We start from the raw sequence: 19,849 nt of genomic DNA on the forward strand, positions 1-19,849 counted from the left end.
ATGGCGCGCAGCATGTCCGGTCGTGCAGGGGGGATCCTGTCGTATTTCACCCGTCACCGGACGGCAGCCAACCTGCTGCTTGTGGTGCTGCTGGTCTGCGGGGCGGCCGCTGCGCCNAATATGCGGGCGCAGTTCTTTCCCGATGTGATCATCGACAGCGTGTCGGTCACTACCGTTTGGGAGGGGGCGGGGGGCGACGATGTGGACAGCGCCATCGTTCAGGTGCTTGAACCGGTCTTGCTGGCGGTCGAAGGGGTCGAAAGCTCCACCGCNGCCTCGCGTGAGGGCAGCGGGACCGTCTCGCTTGAGTTCGAGCCCAATTGGGACATGGCCCGCGCCGCGACGGATGTGCAAACGGCGGTGGATTCGGTTACCACTCTGCCAGAAGATGCCGAAGATCCGGTGGTCCGGCGTGGTATCTGGCGCGACCGTGTGACCGATGTGGTGATCACTGGCCCGATCAGCGCGGAACAGCTGGGGCGTTTCGCGGATGAATTCGTCACGCGGCTGTTCGCGGCGGGTGTGACGCGCAGCACCATTCAGGGCGTCGCAGCGCCGCAAACCCTGATCGAGGTGCCGTCGACCAGACTGATCCGTCACGACATCACCATGGCCGAAATCGCCGCCGTGATCGCGGCAGTGGTGGATGCCAACCCCGCCGGTGATGTGACAGGCGCCAATGCGCGCGTGCGCACCGGCACCGCGAAGCGTAGCGCGGATGCCCTGTCTCGCGTCGTGTTGCGCAGCAATGCGGACGGGTCGTCATTGCTGGTCGGAGATGTGGCACGGGTGATCGAGCAGGGCTCCGACCGAGAGATAGGGTATTTCGTGGGGGATGATCCCGCGATCTCCGTGCGTATTGACCGCTCTGACGGGGGGGATGCCATCGGTATCCAGCATAGCGTCGAAAGCGTCGCGGCGGATATGGCTGTGATGCTGCCCAAGGGCGTGACGATAGAGCTGATCCGCACGCGGGCCGAGGCGATCACCGGGCGGTTGGACCTGCTGATTGATAACGGGCTGATGGGGCTCGCACTGGTGGTGGGTTTGCTGTTCCTCTTTCTTAACGCACGCACGGCCTTTTGGGTGGCCGCGGGCATACCTGCGTCGATGGCCGCGGCGATTGCGCTGATGTATGCGGGGGGGATCACGATCAATATGATATCTTTGTTCGGGTTGATCATCACGCTTGGCATTGTGGTTGATGATGCGATCGTTGTGGGCGAACACGCGGATTATCGCCACAAAGAGCTGGGCGAGCCCCCCATGCAAGCGGCAGAGAATGCGGCGCGGCGGATGGCGATGCCGGTCTTTGCCGCAACGATGACGACGATCATTGCTTTTTTCGGTCTGCTTGCCGTCGGCGGGCGCTTTGGTAGTCTGATCGCGGATATCCCCCTCACAGTGATTGCCGTGCTGGCCGCGTCACTGGTTGAATGTTTTCTGATTCTGCCGAACCATATGGCCCATGCGATGGCAGCGGGGGCCAAGCAACGGTGGTATGACCTGCCCAGCCGAGTGGTCAATCGCGGGTTTCTCTGGGTGCGCGAGCGGCTGTTCCGCCCCTTCATGGCGGGGGTGATCCGCGCGCGCTATGTGGTGCTTGCCGGTGTGGTCGCTGTGCTTGCCTCGCAGGTGGCGCTGTTCATCCGGGGTGACGTGCAATGGCGGTTCTTCAATGCGCCGGAACGCGGGTCGGTGACGGGTAATTTTGCCATGGCCGAAGGGGCCACCCGCGCCGATACGCTGGCGATGATGCGCGAAATGCAACGCGCGACAGAAGCGCTGGGCGCGCAATACGCCGAGGAATACGGCACCAACCCCATCGACTATGTGATCGCGCAGATCGGGGGCAATGCGGGGCGCGGTCTGGACGGGGCCGACAGCAAGGATGGCGATCTGCTGGGCGGCATCTCGATCGAGCTGATCGACGCCGACCTGCGCCCNTATTCCAGCTTCGCCTTTGTCGCTGAACTGCAAGACGCGGTGGTCAATCATCCCCTTGCCGAAACCGTCAGCTTTCGCGGCTGGCGGTCGGGTCCCGGGGGGGACGCGNTGGATGTGCAGTTNTACGGGGCCGACACGCAGGTGTTGAAANCCGCATCNCAGGACCTGCANGATGCCCTGCGGCAATATCCCGAAGTCAGCGCGGTGCAGGATAATCTGGCCTACGACAAGGAAGAGTTGATCCTTGATCTGACGCCGCAAGGACAGGCGCTTGGGTTCACGATTGATACCTTGGGGCGGGTGCTGCGCCACCGTCTGGGCGGGATCGAGGCGGCNACCTATCCCGACGGCCCNCGATCGGCGACAATCCGGGTTGAACTGCCCGAGGGAGAGCTGACNGCGGATTTCCTTGAACGGACNCAGATGCGCACGCCGGACGGGCAATATGTGCCGCTGGCCGNTATCGTCAGCGTGGACCGGCGCACCGGCTTCAGCACGGTGCGNCGCGAGAATGGCATCCGNCTNATNTCNGTCACGGGCGACATATCAGAGGATGACCCCGCCCGCGCGAGCGAGATCACGACGGCCCTGCGCGAGGATATCCTGCCGCGCATCGCCTCTGAACGGCAGGTGGATTTCCGCATCGGCGGGCTGAGCGAGCAGGAAGGTACGTTTCTATCGGATGCGNTGACCGGCCTNATTCTTGTGCTGACGGGCATCTACCTTGTTCTCGCCTGGGTTTTTGGCAGTTGGACGCGGCCCATGGTGGTGATGGCGGTGATCCCCTTTGGTCTGGTNGGCACAATCTACGGGCACGCCCTGTGGGAGGTGCCGCTGAGCATGTTCACGGTTGTGGGCCTGTTGGGGATGACAGGGATCATCATCAACGATTCCATCGTTCTGGTCGGCACGATTGACGAATACGGAGCCACCCGTGGGGTGATCCCGTCGATCATCGATGGCGCGGCGGACCGGTTGCGGCCGGTGATGCTGACCACGCTGACAACGGTCCTTGGCATGGCTCCGCTGCTTTATGAGCAAAGCCAGCAGGCGCAGTTCCTGAAACCTACGGTGATCACGCTGGTCTATGGTTTGGGTTTTGGCATGTTTCTGGTGTTGCTGGTCGTGCCTGCGCTGGTCGCGGCGCAGCATGATATCGGTCGCCAGATNCGGGCGATGCGTCGGGCCATGCGGGCACGGGCAGGGGGGCTGCGCCTCGGCATTCTGGCGCTTTGGACGCTGGTGGTGCTGTGGGGCGGGGCCACGCTGGGGTGGGTNGCGGTGNNGGNCNGCTTGCATCCCGCACTGGTCGAGCNGCTGCCTGAGCTCGGGGCGATGGCCCCGCGCAGCGCGGCGCTGCTGCTGTTCNTGGNCGGGGCGGCTTTGATCGCGCTNGTGGGCTATATCGTCGGCGCGGTGGCGTTGCTGCTGTCGCGNCGCAAACGGGCCATGTGATCAGCCCGCGTTGCATCCCACAATATCGACGGCCTGCTTGCTGCCCAATACCGTCATGCGGATGTGCGACCGGTTCAGTGCCACGGGGCCGCCGCTGACGTGACCCACGTCCACCCGCGCATGCAGNACGTTGCCCTTGCGGGTGGTATCNGCCTCGCTGACCCANAGATCNGGGTTGCCGGTTTCGATCACCACCAGCTCTTGCCCGCCCGCGGGCGGCAGGGTGATCGCGGCGTCCAGTGTCAGGTCCGCGCCTGCCATACCGATGGTGCAGGTCACGTCTTTCACACGGGCCTCTTTCGCCGAAAACGGGCGCTGCGCCAATGAGGCGGCAATCGCTGGATCGGCGCGGGTTGTGGTGGTGTCGATCACGCCGCTCAGCTCAAGCGAGGCGGGCACGCAGATGTCACTGCACACGCCCAGATCAATGGTGGTCTGGACCGTGACGGGGGCCCCTTTGTCGGGCACGCTGATCCGCAGCGGCANCACGACCTGATCCTTATACCCGATNGTGGTCAGNTTGGGTTCGCGGAACACCGTGGGCGCNGGCCATTCCACGGCCACCGCCGACAGGTTGCGCGAGCCGGACCAGTCGAAGCTGGGCGGGATACCCATGTCACCGGGCGCGCGCCAGTAGGTCTTCCAGCCCGGCTCCACCGTCATGCGGATCGCGGCCATGCGGTTGCCATCGGGCAGCACCCAGCCTTGCAGGATTTCCCCGTGGATCACTTCCATTGCAGAAGCGGGCAGCGGGGCGATAAGGGCAGCGGCCATCAGGCCAAGAATTTTTCTGGTCATGGCGCTTTCATGGGCCATCTGCCCCCCGTTTGCCAAGTCACGTTTGCATTATGATGTGTTGCAGTCGCGGGGGTTGAAAGCCGCAGGGGCGCAGGCCATGCTATTGCGATGACGCATAAGGACGACAGCATGAAAATGGATCTGACCGGCCAGCTTTTGGTNGCGATGCCCGGCATGGGGGATCCTCGGTTTGATCATTCGGTGATNTTTATCTGCTCGCATGATGACGAAGGCGCGATGGGGTTGATCGTCAATAAGCTCGCCGCTGATCTGAAGCTTGGCGATGTGCTTGACCGCCTCNGCGATGTGGACATGGACGATGTTTCCGGNCTGGGGGTGCATGTGGGNGGCCCCGTCGAGACAGAGCGCGGCTTTGTCCTGCACAGCGCCGAATACCGGTCCGTAATGCAGACGACGGATATCGCGGACGGGGTGGCGATGACNGCGACGCTGGACATCCTCGAAGACATNGCCCGCGGCAAGGGNCCGCGTCGGGCGATGTTGATGCTGGGCTATGCCGGTTGGGCCGCGGGCCAGCTAGAGGCAGAGATTGCCCAGAACGGCTGGCTGACCTGCCAAGGCGATAGNGCNATCCTNTTCGANCTGCCCGATGCGCGCAAATGGGAAGCGGCGCTGACCTCTATCGGNGTGGACCCTTTGGGGCTCAGCGCGACAGCAGGGCGCGCCTGANNTGCGANGATCTGCGGGNCAAAAGCCCTANCGNGGTGCCGCCGCACGGCGCAATCGGTCATTGATGGCACGGCCCAGACCGGTTTCAGGGATCGGGGCCACCGCAATCGGCTTTCGCAGCCGGTCAAGCGCGTGCAGCCGGTCAAACAGATGCGCTGCCGCTTCCACCAGATCGCCACTGGCTGATAGGGTCAGGTCATCCGGCCCGCTCCCGCTTGCCGCGCCAAAGCCAAGGTAAACCTCCTCATCCGTCGCGGCTTGGGCGTTCAGACGCACGCTGGCATGGGGCGCGTAGTGAGAGGCGAGCTGACCGGGGGCGATAATCTCTGCCCCGTCGGCCACATCCAACGGTGCGCCAAGGGCTGCCTCTATCGCCTCGGACGGCAGCCCGCCTGCGCGCAACAACGTGGGGCGGGGCTGGTTCAGACCGATGATGGTGCTTTCCAGNCCCACGGTGCAGGGGCCGTCATCAACCACAGCGGCGATCCGCCCNNCNAGCCCCGACAGAACATGTTGCGCCGTCGTGGCGCTGATCTTGCCCGAGGGGTTGGCCGAGGGGGCCGCCACCGGACCGCCAAGCGCACGNAGAATGGCGCGGGCCGTGGGNTGCGCGGGCACGCGGATGCCGACGCTGTCCAGCCCNGCCGTCACCAGNGANGANAGCCCGTGCCCGTCGGCCAGAGGCAGCACGAGTGTCATCGGACCGGGCCAGAAGGCGCTTGCCAAAATCTCGGCGGTGTCGGACCAGCGCCCGTANCGCCGTGCTTGGTCCACATCGGCGACATGGATGATCAGCGGGTTGAAGCTGGGCCGCCCCTTGGCCTCGTAGATGCCCGCCACCGCCGTCCCGTTGCGCGCATCCGCCCCCAGACCATANACCGTTTCAGTCGGTAGCGCGACCAATGCGCCTTGCTGCAGCAGGGTGGCGGCGCGGGAAATACCGGAAGGGTCGGCNGGAAGAATCTCGGTCATTGGCTTCTCTCACGGGGGATGACGCCGCGTTTTGGGTTGCGGTGNGCAGGCTTGAGCGACATTCTCGCCGCAACAGCCCGGAGTATCGCCTTGGGCTTATCAGGTCGCTGTTCGGTTTGCCAAGCAGACGAACGCGTTAATGGAGGAAAACTATGCCCTATCGCGCCCCTGTCGAAGATTTTGCCTTTCTGTTTGATCATGTCGTAGGGCTGGACGCTGTGCGTCAGACCGANCGCTTCGAGGACGCCAGCGAAGACGTCACCCGCGCGATCCTCGAAGAGGCGGGNAAGATGACCAATGACGTTCTGGCCCCGCTGCAACGCGCCGGCGACCNGACCCCNGCCAAGCTTGANAACGGCGTCGTNCGNACCTCGCCCGGTTTCGCGGACGGGTTCAAGGCCGTGGCCGAAGGNGGCTGGATCGGCATGTCNGCCGACCCCGAATTCGGNGGCATGGGCCTGCCCATGACCCTGACGACCGCCGTCAACGAAATGATGAGCGGCGCCTGCCTGTCCCTGCAACTTGCCCCCTTGATGAGCCAGGGCCAGATCGAAGCGCTTGAGCATCACGCCAGCGACGCGATCAAGGAGTTGTACCTGCCCAAGCTGATCAGCGGCGAATGGACCGGCACGATGAACCTGACCGAACCGCAAGCGGGGTCGGACGTGGGGGCACTGGCGACCAAAGCCGANGACAATGGCGACGGCACCTATGCGATCTCGGGTCAGAAGGTCTATATCACNTGGGGCGACAANGACTTTGGCGGCAACATCTGCCACCTTGTNCTGGCGCGTCTGCCCGGTGCGCCTGCNGGCACCAAAGGCATCAGCCTNTTCCTNGTGCCGAAATACCTGCCCAATGACGACGGCAGCCTNGGCAATGCCAATAGCCTCAAGGTGGTGAGCCTTGAGCACAAGCTGGGGATTCACGGGTCTCCGACATGCGTGATGCAATATGACAAGGCGACCGGCTGGCTGGTCGGGCCCGAGCAAGGCGGCATGGCGGCGANGTTCACNATGATGAACAACGCGCGGCTTGGCGTNGGCGGGCAGGGCATCGGCATCGCCGAAGCGGCCTATCAGCACGCGCTGGCCTATGCGCTNGACCGTAAACAGGGCAAGACATCGCGCCCTGACGGCACCGGCACCATCGTGGACCACGCCGATGTGCGCCGCATGCTGATGACGATGAAGGCCGAAACCTTTGCCGCCCGCGCCATCGCGCTGTGCTGTGCCAAGGCCATCGACATGACAAACGCCACCGGTCAGGCCGANTGGAAAGCCCGCGCGGCCTTCCTNACCCCGATCGCCAAGGCTTTTGGCACCGACACCGGCATGGCCGTNGCTGANATGGGCGTTCAGGTCCACGGTGGNATGGGCTTTATCGANGAAACCGGTGCCGCGCAGTACAGCCGCGACGTNCGNGTGACCGCCATTTACGAAGGCACCAATGGCATTCAGGCGATGGATCTGGTCGCGCGCAAGATGATGGACGGGGGCGAGGCCGCGAACCGTTTGCTGGACGAGATCGAGGCAGACGCCGAAGCCGCCCGCGACGTTTTTCCGAATATGACGGANGCCCTNTGGCAAGCNTCGGAAACCCTGCGCGAGGCGACCGACTGGNTGACCGAGCAATCGAACATGGACACGCGNTTTGCCGGAGCGGTGCCNTACCTGCGGGCCTTTGCACGGGTGCTTGGCGCGCATATGCACCTCAAGGCGGCGCTGGCCGANANGGGNGGGCCACGCGAAAAGCTGGCGCGGTTCTACATCCTGCGTCTGTTGCCGGAACACGTNGGCCTGNTGGCCCATGCCCAAGCGGGCGAGGCTGATCTTTTCGCGCTTTCCGCTGACGAACTGGCCGCCTGATGCCTGATACCGCACCCACCGGTTTGCGTTTCCCCTGGGAGACGCCGCCCGCCCATGATGCGGCGATAGAGGTCGCCCCCGGCGTGCTTTGGCTGCGTCTGCCGCTGCCGATGAAGCTGGATCACGTCAACGTCTATGCCTTTGACGAAGGCGACAGCTGGACGATCATCGACACGGGGTTCGCGTCGAAAAAGTCCAAGGCGCTGTGGACGGACCTGATCGCGGGGCCCTTGGGCGGCAAGCCGGTGTCGCGGGTGATCGTGACCCACCACCACCCCGATCACATCGGGTTGGCGGGCTGGTTCCAGACCGAACACGGGGCAGAGCTGGTGACGACGCGCACCGCGTGGTTGACCGCGCGAATGCTGACCCTCGACCCGCAAGAGGCACCGCCAGCCGAGACTTTGGCTTTCTACAAACTGTCGGGGATGGATGCCGCGCTGTACGACAAACGCGCCTCCGAGCGGCCATTCAACTTTGCCGACATCGTCTCGCCTCTGCCGCTTGGCTTTACGCGGATCAAACAGGGCGACGAGATCACCATCGGGGGNCGCGTGTTTGACGTGCATATGGGCAATGGGCACGCCCCCGAACACGCCACCTTCTGGAGCCGTGATGACAATCTGGTGATTGCAGGCGATCAGATCCTGTCGTCCATCAGCCCTAACGTCGGGGTCTATGCCACCGAACCCATGGCCGACCCCATTGGCGAATGGATCGAGGCCTGTGACCGTCTGTCNTTGCTGGCNCGNGAGGATCATCTGGTGCTTGGCGGGCACAAGCTGCCCTTCACCGGTCTGCCCACCCGCATGCGCCAGTTGATAGAGAATCACCACAGCGCCCTGCGCCGTCTGGAAAAGGCGATTGCAGAGCCGAAATCGGCGTCTGAATGTTTCTCGACCCTGTTCAAGCGCAACATCGGCGAAGGCGAATACGGTCTGGCGCTGGTTGAAGCGGTCGCCCATCTCAGCCATCTTTACCAAACGGGCCGTGCCACACGCAGCTTGCGGGCGCTGGACGGGGCTTGGGTGTATCAATCAAAGGGCTGACCGATGGATAACGAGATCAAGACAGCGGCCGAAGCGATCGAGGCCGACGCGCTGCCGCGCCTCTACGAGGTGCATTCGGACCCCGACAGACGCAATGCCTCTGACCAGCCGGTGCCCAAGGGGATGACCCAAAAGCCCGCCGCGCAGAAATCACCGGCGCAATGGGCCTACGAGCGGGTCGTGCTTTACCTTAGAAATTTCGAAGAGCAGCTGGATGGCGATCACGAGGTCGCGATGGGGTTCGCAGGCGGTGACGCCGGTGTGCTGCGGATCGAGGGTATGGGCTATTTCGATCCGGACATCGTGACCTTTTATGGCAAGGACAACGCCGGGGCACGGATGCAGCTGGTGCAGCATGTCACCCAGTTGAATGTCGCCCTGCGTGCGCTGCCCAAAGCGGTGCAGGAAGCCCCCGCGAATCGTATCGGTTTCCGCCTTGCAGAAGACCTCGAGACGCAAGAGCTGGCACAGACAGGCGAAAACACCTGATCCCGCGCATTTTGATGCCGTGACATAGGCAGATGAATACAGTATTCCCCAGTTCAAATCATACGCACGTTAAGACAAGGATCGCGCAAATGGCCAAACATGAACACGGCTCGATGGACACCAGCACGCACGAGAAGACTTTTGACAGCTTCATGAACTTCGTCAAATGGTCGAGCATCGTGATTATTGCCATTCTGGTCTTTATGGCGATCTTCGCGCGCTAAGGCGGGCAAACCTAACCTACGGGATATTTCTATGCGTGTTTGGATGGCTTTGGCCTTCGTCGGGCTGCTTGCGGCCTGTGCGAATGATACCGGGATTGATAACACACCGGCAGAAGTCGCGGCGGCCGCCTATGTCGCACCGGGGCCGCGATCCATCACGTTGATGACGATGATCAACAACCGCACCGGCAGCGGCGGCCATACGGCGCTGGTGGTCAATGGCTCGCAGCAGGTGATCTTTGACCCCGCCGGTTCCTTCCGCGATCCGCGCGTGGTCGAACGCGGCGACGTGCTTTACGGTATGACGCCCAAGTGGATTCAAGGCTACAAATCCTCGCACGCACGCAGCACCTACCATGTTGTCAGTCAGGAACTTCAGGTGACGGACGCGCAGGCGGAACAGATCTTGCAGCTTGTGATGTCGAACGGCACGGTAGCAGGGGCGTTCTGCGCCAATGCGACCTCGGGCATTCTGTCGCAGGTGCAGGGGTTCGAAAGCATCTCCAAGACCTTCTATCCGGCCAAGCTCAGCGAACAGTTCGCCAGCTTGCCCGGTGTCACGACGACAAAATACTACGAGAATGACGAAGGCGATGTGATCGACGCGGTGCAGGCGTCGCTTCTAGCCCAGTAACCAAAGCAGACTGTAAAGCGTTGCTGCACCGCTGATGATGGCGAGCAGCACGTTTTTGGTGATCACCCCGATTGTCAGGGCCGCAGCCGCTGCCGCCATGCGCGGCAGGTCAAGCTGCCCGTCCGTGGCTGCGGGCCAGATCACCTGCGGAGCCACCAGCGCGGGCAGGATCGCCACCGCCGTATAGCGCAGGTGCCGCAGCAGCCATGCGGGCATCTCGCGGTCGCCAACCAATCCGGTAAAGACAAAGCGCAGCCCGAAACTGCCGATGCCAAGGGCGATGATCACGAACCAAAGTGTGCCGGTGTTGATATGATCCATTATACCGCATCCTGTTCAGGGTGTTGGGGCTGGCGCCGTTCCAGCCAAAGCTCTGTCTGCGCACCGGCCATCATCCCCGCAAGCCCCGCGATGATCAGCCCCAGCGAATAGGGCACACCCGCCGTCAGCAGCCCCGCGACAGAGGCGACCAGCGCCGCGACCACATGGGCCGGCGTGCGGAACATCGGCGCGATCATGGCCAGAAAGGTGATCGGCAGCGCAAAATCCAGCGCCCAGCTTTCGGGGATCTGCGCGCCGACCATCGCCCCCACCAGCGTGAACAAATACCACAGCGGCACAATCGGGGTCACACAGCCAAAGAAATACGCCATCCGCTGCGGGATCGTCATATCGGGCTGCTTCTCGTACTGCGCCATCGCGCAGACATAGGATTGATCGACCGTCAGATAGGCCGCCAGCGCGCGCTGCCACAGCGGGGCGGAGCCGATGTAAGGGGTCAGCGACGCGGAATACATCGCCATCCGCAGGTTCACCGCCAGCGCAGAGGCCAGCACGATCGCCGTCGGGGCATGTTCCTGCATCAGTTGCAACGCCGTGAACTGTGCTGCCCCCGCAATGACCACAACCGAAAAGGCGAGCGTTTCGAATACGTTCAATCCCGCCTCGGTGGCGAGGATGCCAAACAGCGACGCAAAGGGGATGATCACCAGAACAAAGGGTGCGGCGTCGGCAAGACCTTTTCGAAAGGCCGATTTCGTGGTGGTGATGGCCATGCGTTCCCCCTAGATTGCCGGGACATGCTTAACTGCCGCTTTGGGGGGATGCAATTGTCCGTCAAGACAGACACCGATGCTTATTTGATCGCACCGCAACCGGGTTTGGCGCGGCTGACCCGTGCCGTGACCGGGCGGGATCACACAGGCGCGCAAACAACCATCAATGTGGTCGAAGAACGCCCGCTGACGATATATCTGAATGCGCAGGAAATCGTCACCGCGATGACGATCGGCGATTACCCCGAATACCTCGCGCTTGGGTTCTTGCGCAATCAGGGCATGCTGCGCGACGGTGAGGATATCACCAGCGTCGACTATGACGAAGAGCTTGAGGTCGTCGTGGTCCGCACCGCCCGCAAAACCGATTACGAAGACAAGATGCGCAAGAAGACCCGTACCTCCGGCTGTGCGGTCGGTACGGTTTTCGGCGATATGATGGAGGGGCTAGAGGATGTGTCTCTGCCCACGACCCCGCTGCGGACCTCGTGGCTGTATGACCTTAGCGCGCAGATCAACCGCACGCCGAGCCTGTACCTAGAGGCCGGAGCGATTCACGGCACGGTGCTATGTCAGGGCAATCGCCCGCTGGTCTATATGGAGGACGTGGGTCGCCACAACGCGGTCGACAAGATCGCGGGCTGGATGCTCTCTGAAAAAGTCTCGGCCGAGGATAAGATCCTCTATACCACGGGGCGGCTAACGTCCGAGATGGTGATCAAGACCGCGATGATGGGCATCCCCGCGCTGGTCTCGCGCTCCGGCTTTACCGCCTGGGGGGTAGAGATCGCGCAGCAGGTCGGGCTGACGCTGATCGGCCGGATGAAGGGCAAACGCTTTATGTGTCTGGCGGGCGAAGACCGGTTGATCCGTGACGCGGACCCCGACGGAATCGCGGATGAACCGAAACGATCTGGGCGAAAGGGCAGCACATGAAGCAGCCACTTGGGGTGATCCTTGCCGGTGGGCAGGCGACGCGGATGGGTGGCGGCGACAAGGGGCTGTTGCAGCTTGGCGGTCAAAGCGTGCTGGGTCATGTGATTGAACGGCTGACCCCGCAGGTGGATCGCGTCGCGTTGAATGCCAATGGTGATCCCGCGCGGTTTGCGGGGCTGAAACTGCCGGTGTTGCCCGATAGTATCGACGGGTTCGCCGGTCCCCTTGCGGGCGTGCTGGCCGGGCTGGATTGGGCGGCTGAACAGGGCGCGGATACCATCGTCACGGCGGCAGCAGACACGCCGTTCTTCCCCGGTGATCTGGTGCCGCAGCTGTTGCTGGCAAGCGAGGGGATGACCCATCCGCTGGTGCTGGCCGCCACGCCGGATGCCAAACGCGGCACCGCGCGGCATCCGACCTTTGGCCTCTGGCCCGTGGCGCTGCGTGACGATCTGCGCGCCGCCTTGGAAGGGGGGCTGCGCAAGGTCGTGATGTGGACCCAAACGCATGAGGGGCGCGAAGCGCTGTTCCCCCATGAGGACGCGTTCTTTAACATCAACACCCCCCAAGATTTGGCCCGCGCACAGGAGATGATATGAGAGTTTACGGCGTTGTCGGCTGGAAAAATGCAGGCAAAACGGGGCTGATGGAACGCCTCGTGACCGAAATCACGGGCCGCGGGTTTTCAGTGTCTACCGTGAAACATGCGCACCACAGTTTTGACGTGGATCATCCGGGCAAGGACAGCCACCGCCACCGCGTCGCTGGCGCGCGCGAGGTGCTGTTGGCCTCGCGCAACCGCTTTGCCCTGATGCATGAGCTGCACGGCGAGGATGAACCGACGCTCGACGCGCTGCTGGCCAAGCTTGCACCTGTCGATCTGGTGCTGGTCGAAGGCTACAAGCGCGACGGTCACGCCAAGGTCGAAGCGCATCGGGCCGAAACCGGTAATGCGCTGATCGCGCCGGAGGATCCGACGATCAAGGCGATTGCCAGCGACACTCCCATGACTCTGGATCGCCCCGTATTCGATCTGAATGACACCAGCACCATCGCCGATTTCATTCTGGCCGAGGTGGGCTTGTGAGCCATTTCGACACGTTTGTTGTGGTCGATTGGTCCGGCGGTAATGACACCGGACCAACCCCGCGCAAAGATGCGATTTGGGCGGGGGTGTCGCGGGGGGGCGTCTCGGACCCGCCTGTCTATCTGCGCAACCGGTCCGAGGCAGAGGCGTGGATCGCCGCGCTGATCGAAGCAGAGCTGGCGCAGGATCGTCGCCTGTTCATCGGCTTCGATTTCCCCTTTGCCTACCCTAGCGGTTTTGCCGAGGCCCTGACGGGTAGCGACGATCCCTTCGCCCTGTGGGAGTGGTTCGAGGCGCGGGTCGAAGACGCGCCAGACCGTAACAACCGTTTCGATCTGGTGGCAGAGATCAATCTGGGTCTGGGCGATGGCAGCGGCCCTTTCTGGGCCAACGGGCTGCCCAACCGCGATATCGCAGGGCTTCCGCGCACCAAGGCGGGCTACGCCAACCCGTTTCCCGACAAGCGCGCGGGGGAACAGCGTGCCAAGGGCAGTTTCACCTGCTGGCAAATGGCCGGGGCAGGGGCTGTCGGATCGCAGGTGGTCATGGGGCTGCCTGTGCTGTCACGCCTGCGTGCTCGTTTTGCCGATCATGTCGCGGTCTGGCCGTTTGAAAGGCCGGATGCGCAGGTGGTCTTTGCCGAGATCTGGCCGTCGCTCACCGTGGGGCCAGCCCCTGACAACATGATCAAGGATGCGTGGCAGGTGCAGGAGCTTGCACGGCAGCTGGCCGCCGTCCCCGCCGCCGATCTGGCGCAGATGCTGGATGTTGAGGCAGCGGAAGAGGGGTGGATTTTCGGTCTGGGGTTCGAACATCTGCTCAAGGCCCCGCCACCGCTGCGCAACGACTGTTTTGCCCTGCCGCCGGGCGTGCATTGGACGCCGGTGGGCGAGGCGCTGGCGCAGTTGCGGGCACGGCTGCATCCGGTGACCCCTGTCGAAGACGTGCCTTTGGCTGCCACCTTGGGGCGCATCGCCGCTGCGGACGCGCTGGCACGCCGCGCCAATCCGCCGCTGCCAAATACGGCTGTTGATGGCTATGGCTTTGCCGGCGGGCGCGAGGCCGGTGCCCATGCGATGCCGCTGGCCGAGGGACGCGCGGCGGCGGGGGACGCGCCGGGGGCGCTTGCCGAAGGGCAGGCGATCCGCGTGCTGACAGGGGCCGCGCTGCCTGAAGGCGTCGATACCGTGGTGTTGCAGGAAGACGTGACCATCGACGGGCGCACACTGCGGTTTAACGGTCCGGTGAAACAGGGTGCCAATACCCGCAAAGCGGGGGAGGATGTGACAGCGGGTGCCGTGACACTGCGCGCAGGACGACGGATTACAGCGGCGGATATCGCCTTGCTCGCGGCCACGGGAACGGCGTCTGTGTCGACCCATCGGCCGTTGCGCGTTGGCGTGCTATCGACAGGGGACGAGATCGTCGAGGCCGGTCGGACCGCGGTCGACGGGCAGATCTTCGATGCGAACCGCCCGATGTTGCTGGGGTTAGTATCGCAGTTCGGCCATCAGGGCGTGGATCTGGGGCATGTGGGTGACGACCGCGCAGCTTTGCGCAGGCGGCTGGATGAGACGCGGGGCCGTGTTGACGCGATCCTGACCAGCGGTGGCGCGTCGGCGGGGGATGAAGACCACGTGTCGGCCCTTTTGTCCGAGGCAGGGGCGCTTGACCTGTGGCGTATTGCGGTCAAACCGGGGCGGCCCTTAGCGCTTGGCATGTGGCAAGGCGCGCCGGTCTTTGGTCTGCCGGGCAACCCCGTGGCGGCTATGGTCTGCACCCTGATTTTCGCGCGCCCTGCGTTGGCGCGGCTGGCGGGGCAGGACTGGCCCGAACCGCAGGGGTTCGACGTGCCCGCAGATTTCAGCAAGCGCAAGAAACCTGGGCGGCGCGAGTATCTGCGCGCGCGGATGCGCGAGGGGCGGGTGCAGGTCTTTGCCTCTGAAGGGTCGGGGCGGATCAGCGGGCTGGCTTGGGCCGAAGGATTGGTGGAACTCCCGGACGCCGCGGCCGACATCCAGCCGGGCGATCTGGTGCGCTATATTCCCTATGGGTCTTTCGGGGTCACCTGACCGCTAGTCGAACGTCCCCGCCACGCGGCCCAGCAACATGAAGGCCCGCACGGTGCGCGTGTCGGTCAGTGCCGAGATGTCGGCGTCAGAGGCCTCGGCTTCAAAGGCGGCAAAGGCACGGTCGAAACGGCGCAGGAAGTGATGCGCGGCATCGCGGAAGATCGGGTCTTGCTTCATGCGGGCACTGGTCAGCGCCAGCGAGGACCGGTCGCGGATGCCGCCCAAGGCAGCGATCGGACGGCCTCGGGCCCCTTGGGCGAATTGGCGCCAGATTTCGGGGCGTGCACGGTCGGGGCGCAGGTCATCCATATAGATACCGTCCTGACTGAGCAGTGTCAGCACGTCCTGCGACGCCTGCACCAGCTGGGACGCATTGCGGTCTTTCAACGCCTTGCGCAGCGCCGAAAAGCCTTCGGTATCCTCGGCGGTTTCGGGGAAATTCAGCGCGCGAATGAAATCTTCATGTGACAGCGGTGGGGTCATATCCGCGGCCGAGGTGCCAAGCGCCAGCGCGGGCTGGTCATCGACCACCGCAGGCTTGAGAGGCGCAAGGCGGGTGCTGGCGTCGCGGCGGCTTTGGAAGGTGGCCAGCGTGCTTTCGGTCTTGCGGGCGGCGGCGGCAATTTCATCCAGCTTACGCGCGACGGTCGCGTCTGCGCCAAGGTTCTGCCCTTGCTGTTGCGCGATATACGCCTGCCGGATCGCGTCGATCGCGGCCTGCAAGCGTTTGCTTTCCTCGCGCATGACACGGCTGGCGCGGGCCGCTGTGGCGGCGACCCAGATCATGCCAACGGGCATGAAGATCGCCAGCATCGTCATCAGGAACCGCAAGCCGGCGCCGCCCGTATCGGGTTGCTGATCCGACGGCAGCATCAAGAAAAAGATCGCGGACCCCAGCAACCANACAGCGCTTAGCGCTGCGGCGATGAGTTCNATGTTCGAGATCCCGCCGTCGTTCGGGCGCGAATAGACGCCAAAGGGGGTCGACCGCGCGGATTGGCGCGGCGCGTTCGGTGTCAGCTGCGGTTTGTCGGTCATCTCTTTGTCCCCGGCTTATGCGTAGACGATTTTGAGAACCTCATAGGATTTGTCCCCCCCGGGTGTCCGCACCTCGACGCTGTCGCCTTCTTCCTTGCCGATCAGGGCGCGGGCGATAGGGGATTTGATGTTCAGCAGGCCTTTTTCGATGTTGGCCTCGTATTCACCAACAATCTGGTAGGTCTTCTCTTCGTCGGTGTCCTCGTCCACGAGGGTCACGGTCGCGCCGAACTTGATCGCGCCGGACATCTTGGCCGGGTCAATCACATCCGCAAGGGAGATCACGCCTTCAAGTTCTTTGATGCGGCCTTCGATGAANGACTGCTTTTCCTTGGCGGAATGGTATTCGGCGTTCTCGGACAGGTCACCGTGTTCGCGGGCTTCGGCGATGGCTTTGATGATGGCAGGGCGTTCAACCGACTTCANATGCTTGAGTTCGGTTTCCAAAGCCGTGTGACCGGCGCGGGTCATGGGGATTTTTTCCATCAGGGGGCGTCCACGCAATGAGGGTCACAGCCCCCGAACTGTCGTCCGAGGGTGCAACCGATTTGAATTGATCCTTACCTGACCCAAACTGCNCCGCGATTGCAAGAGCAGAGTCAGCCCGTCCGCGGCAATCCGCGCTTAGTCATCGTATTGGACCAGCTCNTATTCGACACCGTCGTGATCNCGAAAATAGAAGCGCCGCCCGGGTTCGTAATCGGCGTGGTTCACCGGCGTGAANCCCTGCGCTTTGACCAAGGTTTCGGCGGCGTCCAGATCATCGACGGTCACCCCGATATGGTTCAGCGCGCCGGTGGTGTCATAGCTGCTGGTGCCCGTGGCCGGCGTCTTTTNCGGTGTGTAAAGCGCCACGTATGAGCNGTCNGTTCCGATGTGNATAGNATNTCCGCCCGCTATCGCATCGCCTTGCCAGCGGATACGCCAGCCAAAGATCTGCGCCATCCAGGCGGCNGTGGCTTGCGGGTCGGTTACGGTGATGTTNGCATGTTCCAATTGTGCTGGCATTGTCGGGTCTTCCTTNCGTGTTTNTGACGTTGACCCTATGGTGTGTANTTTCTNAANCTAACTTTAGGTCAAGGATTATTTCGGGGANTGTCTATGGCGGTGAATGACGGGTTGTCGATTGGNGCTTTGGCGCGGCGCACAGGCTTGGCGGNGTCCGCCATCCGCTATTACGAGGCGCAAGGGTTGATCAAACCGTGGCGCAACAACGGCGGGCAGCGGCGGTTCGAGCGTGCCGATCTGCGGCGGCTGAGCTTTGTGATGATCGCGCAGCAATTCGGCTTTACCTTGCCGCAGATCAAGCAAGAGCTGGATCGCCTGCCAGATGGGCGCACCCCCACCAAAGAGGACTGGGCGCGTATCAGCCAGGCGTTTCGTACAACGCTGGACGACCGGATCGCGACGTTGACCCGCCTGCGTGANGACCTAGATGGNTGTATCGGATGCGGNTGCCTGAGCCTNCAGGCCTGTGCGCTTTATAACCCCCAAGACCGCGCGGGGGAGAAAGGGCAGGGGCCGCGCTATCTGATGGGAGATCCGCGCAGCTAGCATTTTGCGATGCGAAACAATATTGCTGCACCTGCAACATTTAAGATGCAAACTGTCGTGGGTGCGCTAATTTACGCTGTGTTGCGATTGCAATAGCGACCGTGCTGGTTTAGCGAAATCCAAACCGTTTTCTGCCCGAAGAGGAGCCCCAAATGGCCGAAGTTGAACGCGAAGCAATGGAATATGACGTCGTTATCGTCGGTGCGGGCCCTGCCGGTCTGTCCGCCGCGATCCGTCTGAAACAACTCGACGCCGACTGCAATGTGGTCGTGCTGGAAAAGGGCTCTGAGGTGGGGGCGCATATCCTGTCGGGGGCGGTTTTGGACCCGATCGGTCTGGACGCCCTGATGCCCGACTGGAAAGAAAAAGGCGCGCCGATCAAGACCAAGGTCGAGGAAGACAACTTTTACATGCTGGGCGAGGCGGGTAAAATCNGGGTGCCGAACTTCCCCATGCCGCCGCTGATGAACAACCACGGGAACTACATCGTTTCCATGGCCAATGTCTGCCGCTGGATGGCAGAACAGGCCGAAGAGCTGGGGGTCGAGATTTTCCCCGGCATGGCGTGTTCCGAACTTGTTTATGGCGAAAATGGTGAGATCAAAGGCGTTGTGGCCGGTGAATTCGGCATCAGCGCCGATGGCACCAAGGGCGACGGCTATGAGCCCGGCATGGAACTGCACGGCAAATACGTCTTCCTGTCCGAAGGCGTGCGCGGCAGCCTGTCCAAGCAGGTGATTGCGAAATACGATCTGGACGCCGGAAAAGAGCCGCAGAAATACGGCCTTGGCATGAAAGAAATCTGGGAGATCGACCCCGCCAAGCACAAAGAGGGCACCGTGACCCACACGATGGGCTGGCCTTTGAACAGCAACGCGGGTGGCGGGTCGTTCATCTATCACATCGAAAACAACCAGGTGTACGTCGGTTTCGTTGTCCACCTTGGCTACAANAACCCGCATGTCTTCCCCTACATGGAATTCCAGCGCTTCAAGCACCACCCGATGGTNGCNGAGCTGCTNAAAGGCGGCAAGCGCGTGGCNTANGGCGCNCGCGCCATCACCGAAGGCGGCTACCAGTCGATGCCCAAGATGGTCGCACCCGGTGTGGCGTTGCTGGGCTGTTCGGTGGGCATGGTCAACGTGCCGCGCATCAAGGGCAACCACAACGCGATGCTNTCGGGNAAAGCTGCCGCCGAAGCGGCCTATGACGCGATCCAGGCGGGCCGCGCCGGTGACGAGCTGACCGCCTANGAGGAAGATGTCCGCAGCGGCGAGATCGGCAAAGATCTGAAAAAAGTGCGCAACGTCAAACCGTTGTGGAGCAAGTACGGCCTTGTGACCTCGCTCGCCGTGGGTGGGTTCGACATGTGGACCAATACCTTCGGCTTCTCGCTGCTGGGGACGCTGGGGCATGGTAAATCCGATGCTGAAGCGACCGAAAAGGCCGACAAGCACAAGAAGATCGACTACCCCAAGCCCGATGGCAAGCTCAGCTTTGACCGTCTGACCAACGTGGCGTTTTCNTTCACCAACCACGACGAAAGCCAGCCCGCGCATTTGACGCTGAAGGATCCGTCGGTGCCGGTGAACATCAACCTGCCGGAATACGCTGGCCCCTCGGCGCGGTATTGCCCTGCCGGCGTGTATGAATTCGTCGAGGAAGACGGCAAGGACCCGCGCTTTGTCATCAACTTCCAGAACTGCGTGCACTGCAAGACCTGCGACATCAAGGATCCGACGCAGAATATCGTCTGGACCACGCCGCAGGGTGGGGATGGCCCGAACTATCCTAATATGTAAGCGTCGCTTACGGGCCTAATATGTAAGCNTCGCTTGCGGGCCTAACGTGTAAGCATCACTTACTNGATGAAATCGATCAAAGGCGTGCTGCGGCGCGCCTTTTTTCATGCAAGGTTCCGCCGATAGAGGATAAGCGGGATGTCCCTTTGGATAGGCGGCATTGCGCTTGGTCGTGAACC

Annotated in this window: 20 protein-coding genes; 13 read left to right on the forward strand and 7 right to left on the reverse strand. The window is 62.7% G+C overall.

What is annotated here, in order from left to right; all coding sequences use genetic code 11:
* Positions 1-3,402 (forward strand): efflux RND transporter permease subunit, encoded by a 3,402-nt coding sequence (locus tag CBB63_RS04950; protein WP_286698360.1) that lies wholly within the window; start codon positions 1-3, stop codon positions 3,400-3,402.
* Here CBB63_RS04950 and CBB63_RS04955 read toward each other — a convergent pair whose 3' ends face one another.
* Entirely contained in the window at positions 3,403-4,218 is an 816-nt protein-coding gene (locus tag CBB63_RS04955; protein ID WP_502695860.1) for a protein-disulfide reductase DsbD domain-containing protein, read from the reverse strand. It abuts the gene before it with no gap.
* Between the two features lie 90 nt (positions 4,219-4,308).
* On the opposite strand from CBB63_RS04955, the gene CBB63_RS04960 reads away from it, so the two are divergent.
* Positions 4,309-4,890, forward strand: coding sequence for a YqgE/AlgH family protein (locus CBB63_RS04960; RefSeq protein WP_502695861.1), 582 nt, complete (start codon positions 4,309-4,311; stop codon positions 4,888-4,890).
* Positions 4,891-4,917: 27 nt separating this feature from the next.
* On the opposite strand, the gene CBB63_RS04965 is transcribed toward CBB63_RS04960, so the two are convergent.
* On the reverse strand, positions 4,918-5,862 hold the full coding sequence (locus CBB63_RS04965) for an L-threonylcarbamoyladenylate synthase (protein ID WP_286698363.1): 945 nt from the start codon (positions 5,860-5,862) through the stop codon (positions 4,918-4,920).
* A 152-nt stretch (positions 5,863-6,014) separates the two neighbouring features.
* Between CBB63_RS04965 and CBB63_RS04970 the strand changes: the two genes are divergently transcribed.
* From CBB63_RS04970 to CBB63_RS04990, 5 genes are all read left to right on the forward strand, one after another.
* Entirely contained in the window at positions 6,015-7,730 is a 1,716-nt protein-coding gene (locus CBB63_RS04970) for an acyl-CoA dehydrogenase (protein ID WP_286698364.1), read from the forward strand.
* Positions 7,730-8,779, forward strand: a complete 1,050-nt coding sequence (locus tag CBB63_RS04975; protein WP_009825235.1) for an MBL fold metallo-hydrolase — start codon at positions 7,730-7,732, stop codon at positions 8,777-8,779. Before CBB63_RS04970 ends, CBB63_RS04975 begins: the two co-directional genes overlap by 1 nt.
* Before the next feature lie 3 nt (positions 8,780-8,782).
* A complete protein-coding gene (locus tag CBB63_RS04980) occupies positions 8,783-9,268 on the forward strand; it encodes a DUF6173 family protein (protein ID WP_009825234.1) in 486 nt (161 codons plus the stop codon).
* An 89-nt stretch (positions 9,269-9,357) separates the two neighbouring features.
* A complete protein-coding gene (locus tag CBB63_RS04985) occupies positions 9,358-9,492 on the forward strand; it encodes an aa3-type cytochrome c oxidase subunit IV (protein WP_009825233.1) in 135 nt (44 codons plus the stop codon).
* Between the two features lie 31 nt (positions 9,493-9,523).
* Positions 9,524-10,126 carry a hypothetical protein gene (locus CBB63_RS04990; RefSeq protein ID WP_286698365.1) on the forward strand — a complete coding sequence of 201 codons (603 nt, stop codon included), beginning with the start codon at positions 9,524-9,526 and terminating at the stop codon, positions 10,124-10,126.
* On the opposite strand, the gene CBB63_RS04995 is transcribed toward CBB63_RS04990, so the two are convergent.
* Both CBB63_RS04995 and CBB63_RS05000 read right to left on the reverse strand, forming a co-directional pair.
* Positions 10,115-10,447 carry an AzlD domain-containing protein gene (locus CBB63_RS04995; RefSeq protein WP_009825231.1) on the reverse strand — a complete coding sequence of 111 codons (333 nt, stop codon included), beginning with the start codon at positions 10,445-10,447 and terminating at the stop codon, positions 10,115-10,117. The two genes, CBB63_RS04990 and CBB63_RS04995, sit on opposite strands and share 12 nt — an antisense overlap.
* A complete protein-coding gene (locus CBB63_RS05000; protein WP_005849629.1) occupies positions 10,447-11,181 on the reverse strand; it encodes an AzlC family ABC transporter permease in 735 nt (244 codons plus the stop codon). The genes CBB63_RS04995 and CBB63_RS05000 overlap by 1 nt, the downstream gene beginning before the upstream one ends.
* A 48-nt stretch (positions 11,182-11,229) precedes the next feature.
* On the opposite strand from CBB63_RS05000, the gene CBB63_RS05005 reads away from it, so the two are divergent.
* From CBB63_RS05005 to CBB63_RS05020, 4 genes are read left to right on the forward strand one after another with little or no spacing between them, the layout of a single operon-like run.
* Positions 11,230-12,117 carry a formate dehydrogenase accessory sulfurtransferase FdhD gene (locus CBB63_RS05005; RefSeq protein ID WP_286698366.1) on the forward strand — a complete coding sequence of 296 codons (888 nt, stop codon included), beginning with the start codon at positions 11,230-11,232 and terminating at the stop codon, positions 12,115-12,117.
* Positions 12,114-12,716: a molybdenum cofactor guanylyltransferase MobA gene (mobA, locus tag CBB63_RS05010; protein ID WP_286698367.1), complete on the forward strand. Its 603-nt coding sequence runs from the start codon at positions 12,114-12,116 to the stop codon at positions 12,714-12,716. The genes CBB63_RS05005 and mobA overlap by 4 nt, the downstream gene beginning before the upstream one ends.
* Positions 12,713-13,204, forward strand: coding sequence for a molybdopterin-guanine dinucleotide biosynthesis protein B (mobB, locus tag CBB63_RS05015; protein ID WP_278375149.1), 492 nt, complete (start codon positions 12,713-12,715; stop codon positions 13,202-13,204). Before mobA ends, mobB begins: the two co-directional genes overlap by 4 nt.
* Positions 13,201-15,276, forward strand: coding sequence for a molybdopterin-binding protein (locus tag CBB63_RS05020; RefSeq protein WP_286698368.1), 2,076 nt, complete (start codon positions 13,201-13,203; stop codon positions 15,274-15,276). The genes mobB and CBB63_RS05020 overlap by 4 nt, the downstream gene beginning before the upstream one ends.
* A 3-nt stretch (positions 15,277-15,279) precedes the next feature.
* Here CBB63_RS05020 and CBB63_RS05025 read toward each other — a convergent pair whose 3' ends face one another.
* The 3 genes from CBB63_RS05025 to CBB63_RS05035 form a co-directional block, all read right to left on the reverse strand.
* Entirely contained in the window at positions 15,280-16,314 is a 1,035-nt protein-coding gene (locus CBB63_RS05025) for a hypothetical protein (protein WP_286698369.1), read from the reverse strand.
* Positions 16,315-16,329: 15 nt separating this feature from the next.
* The gene (greA, locus tag CBB63_RS05030) at positions 16,330-16,800 is read right to left on the reverse strand and encodes a transcription elongation factor GreA (protein ID WP_286698370.1); all 471 of its coding nucleotides are present in this window, start codon (positions 16,798-16,800) and stop codon (positions 16,330-16,332) included.
* A 138-nt stretch (positions 16,801-16,938) separates the two neighbouring features.
* Positions 16,939-17,322 (reverse strand): VOC family protein, encoded by a 384-nt coding sequence (locus CBB63_RS05035; RefSeq protein WP_286698371.1) that lies wholly within the window; start codon positions 17,320-17,322, stop codon positions 16,939-16,941.
* A 93-nt stretch (positions 17,323-17,415) separates the two neighbouring features.
* Between CBB63_RS05035 and soxR the strand changes: the two genes are divergently transcribed.
* Positions 17,416-17,868 (forward strand): redox-sensitive transcriptional activator SoxR, encoded by a 453-nt coding sequence (gene soxR, locus CBB63_RS05040; RefSeq protein ID WP_286698372.1) that lies wholly within the window; start codon positions 17,416-17,418, stop codon positions 17,866-17,868.
* Positions 17,869-18,020: 152 nt separating this feature from the next.
* Positions 18,021-19,670, forward strand: coding sequence for an electron transfer flavoprotein-ubiquinone oxidoreductase (locus tag CBB63_RS05045; RefSeq protein WP_286698373.1), 1,650 nt, complete (start codon positions 18,021-18,023; stop codon positions 19,668-19,670).
* Positions 19,671-19,849 lie beyond the last annotated feature (179 nt).

The organism is Sulfitobacter sp. TMED3 (genome assembly GCF_002167505.1).
In the GTDB taxonomy this organism is placed as follows: domain Bacteria; phylum Pseudomonadota; class Alphaproteobacteria; order Rhodobacterales; family Rhodobacteraceae; genus Sulfitobacter; species Sulfitobacter pontiacus.

Excerpts from the sequence above, each read along its gene's own strand:
- CBB63_RS04980 (WP_009825234.1), top strand. The coding sequence starts at position 8,783 with ATGGATAACGAGATCAAGACAGCGGCCGAAGCGATCGAGGCCGACGCG.
- CBB63_RS04985 (WP_009825233.1), top strand. The coding sequence starts at position 9,358 with ATGGCCAAACATGAACACGGCTCGATGGACACCAGCACGCACGAGAAG.
- CBB63_RS04990 (WP_286698365.1), top strand. The coding sequence starts at position 9,524 with ATGCGTGTTTGGATGGCTTTGGCCTTCGTCGGGCTGCTTGCGGCCTGT.
- CBB63_RS04995 (WP_009825231.1), bottom strand. The coding sequence starts at position 10,447 with ATGGATCATATCAACACCGGCACACTTTGGTTCGTGATCATCGCCCTT.
- CBB63_RS05000 (WP_005849629.1), bottom strand. The coding sequence starts at position 11,181 with ATGGCCATCACCACCACGAAATCGGCCTTTCGAAAAGGTCTTGCCGAC.
- CBB63_RS05005 (WP_286698366.1), top strand. The coding sequence starts at position 11,230 with ATGCAATTGTCCGTCAAGACAGACACCGATGCTTATTTGATCGCACCG.
- mobA (WP_286698367.1), top strand. The coding sequence starts at position 12,114 with ATGAAGCAGCCACTTGGGGTGATCCTTGCCGGTGGGCAGGCGACGCGG.
- mobB (WP_278375149.1), top strand. The coding sequence starts at position 12,713 with ATGAGAGTTTACGGCGTTGTCGGCTGGAAAAATGCAGGCAAAACGGGG.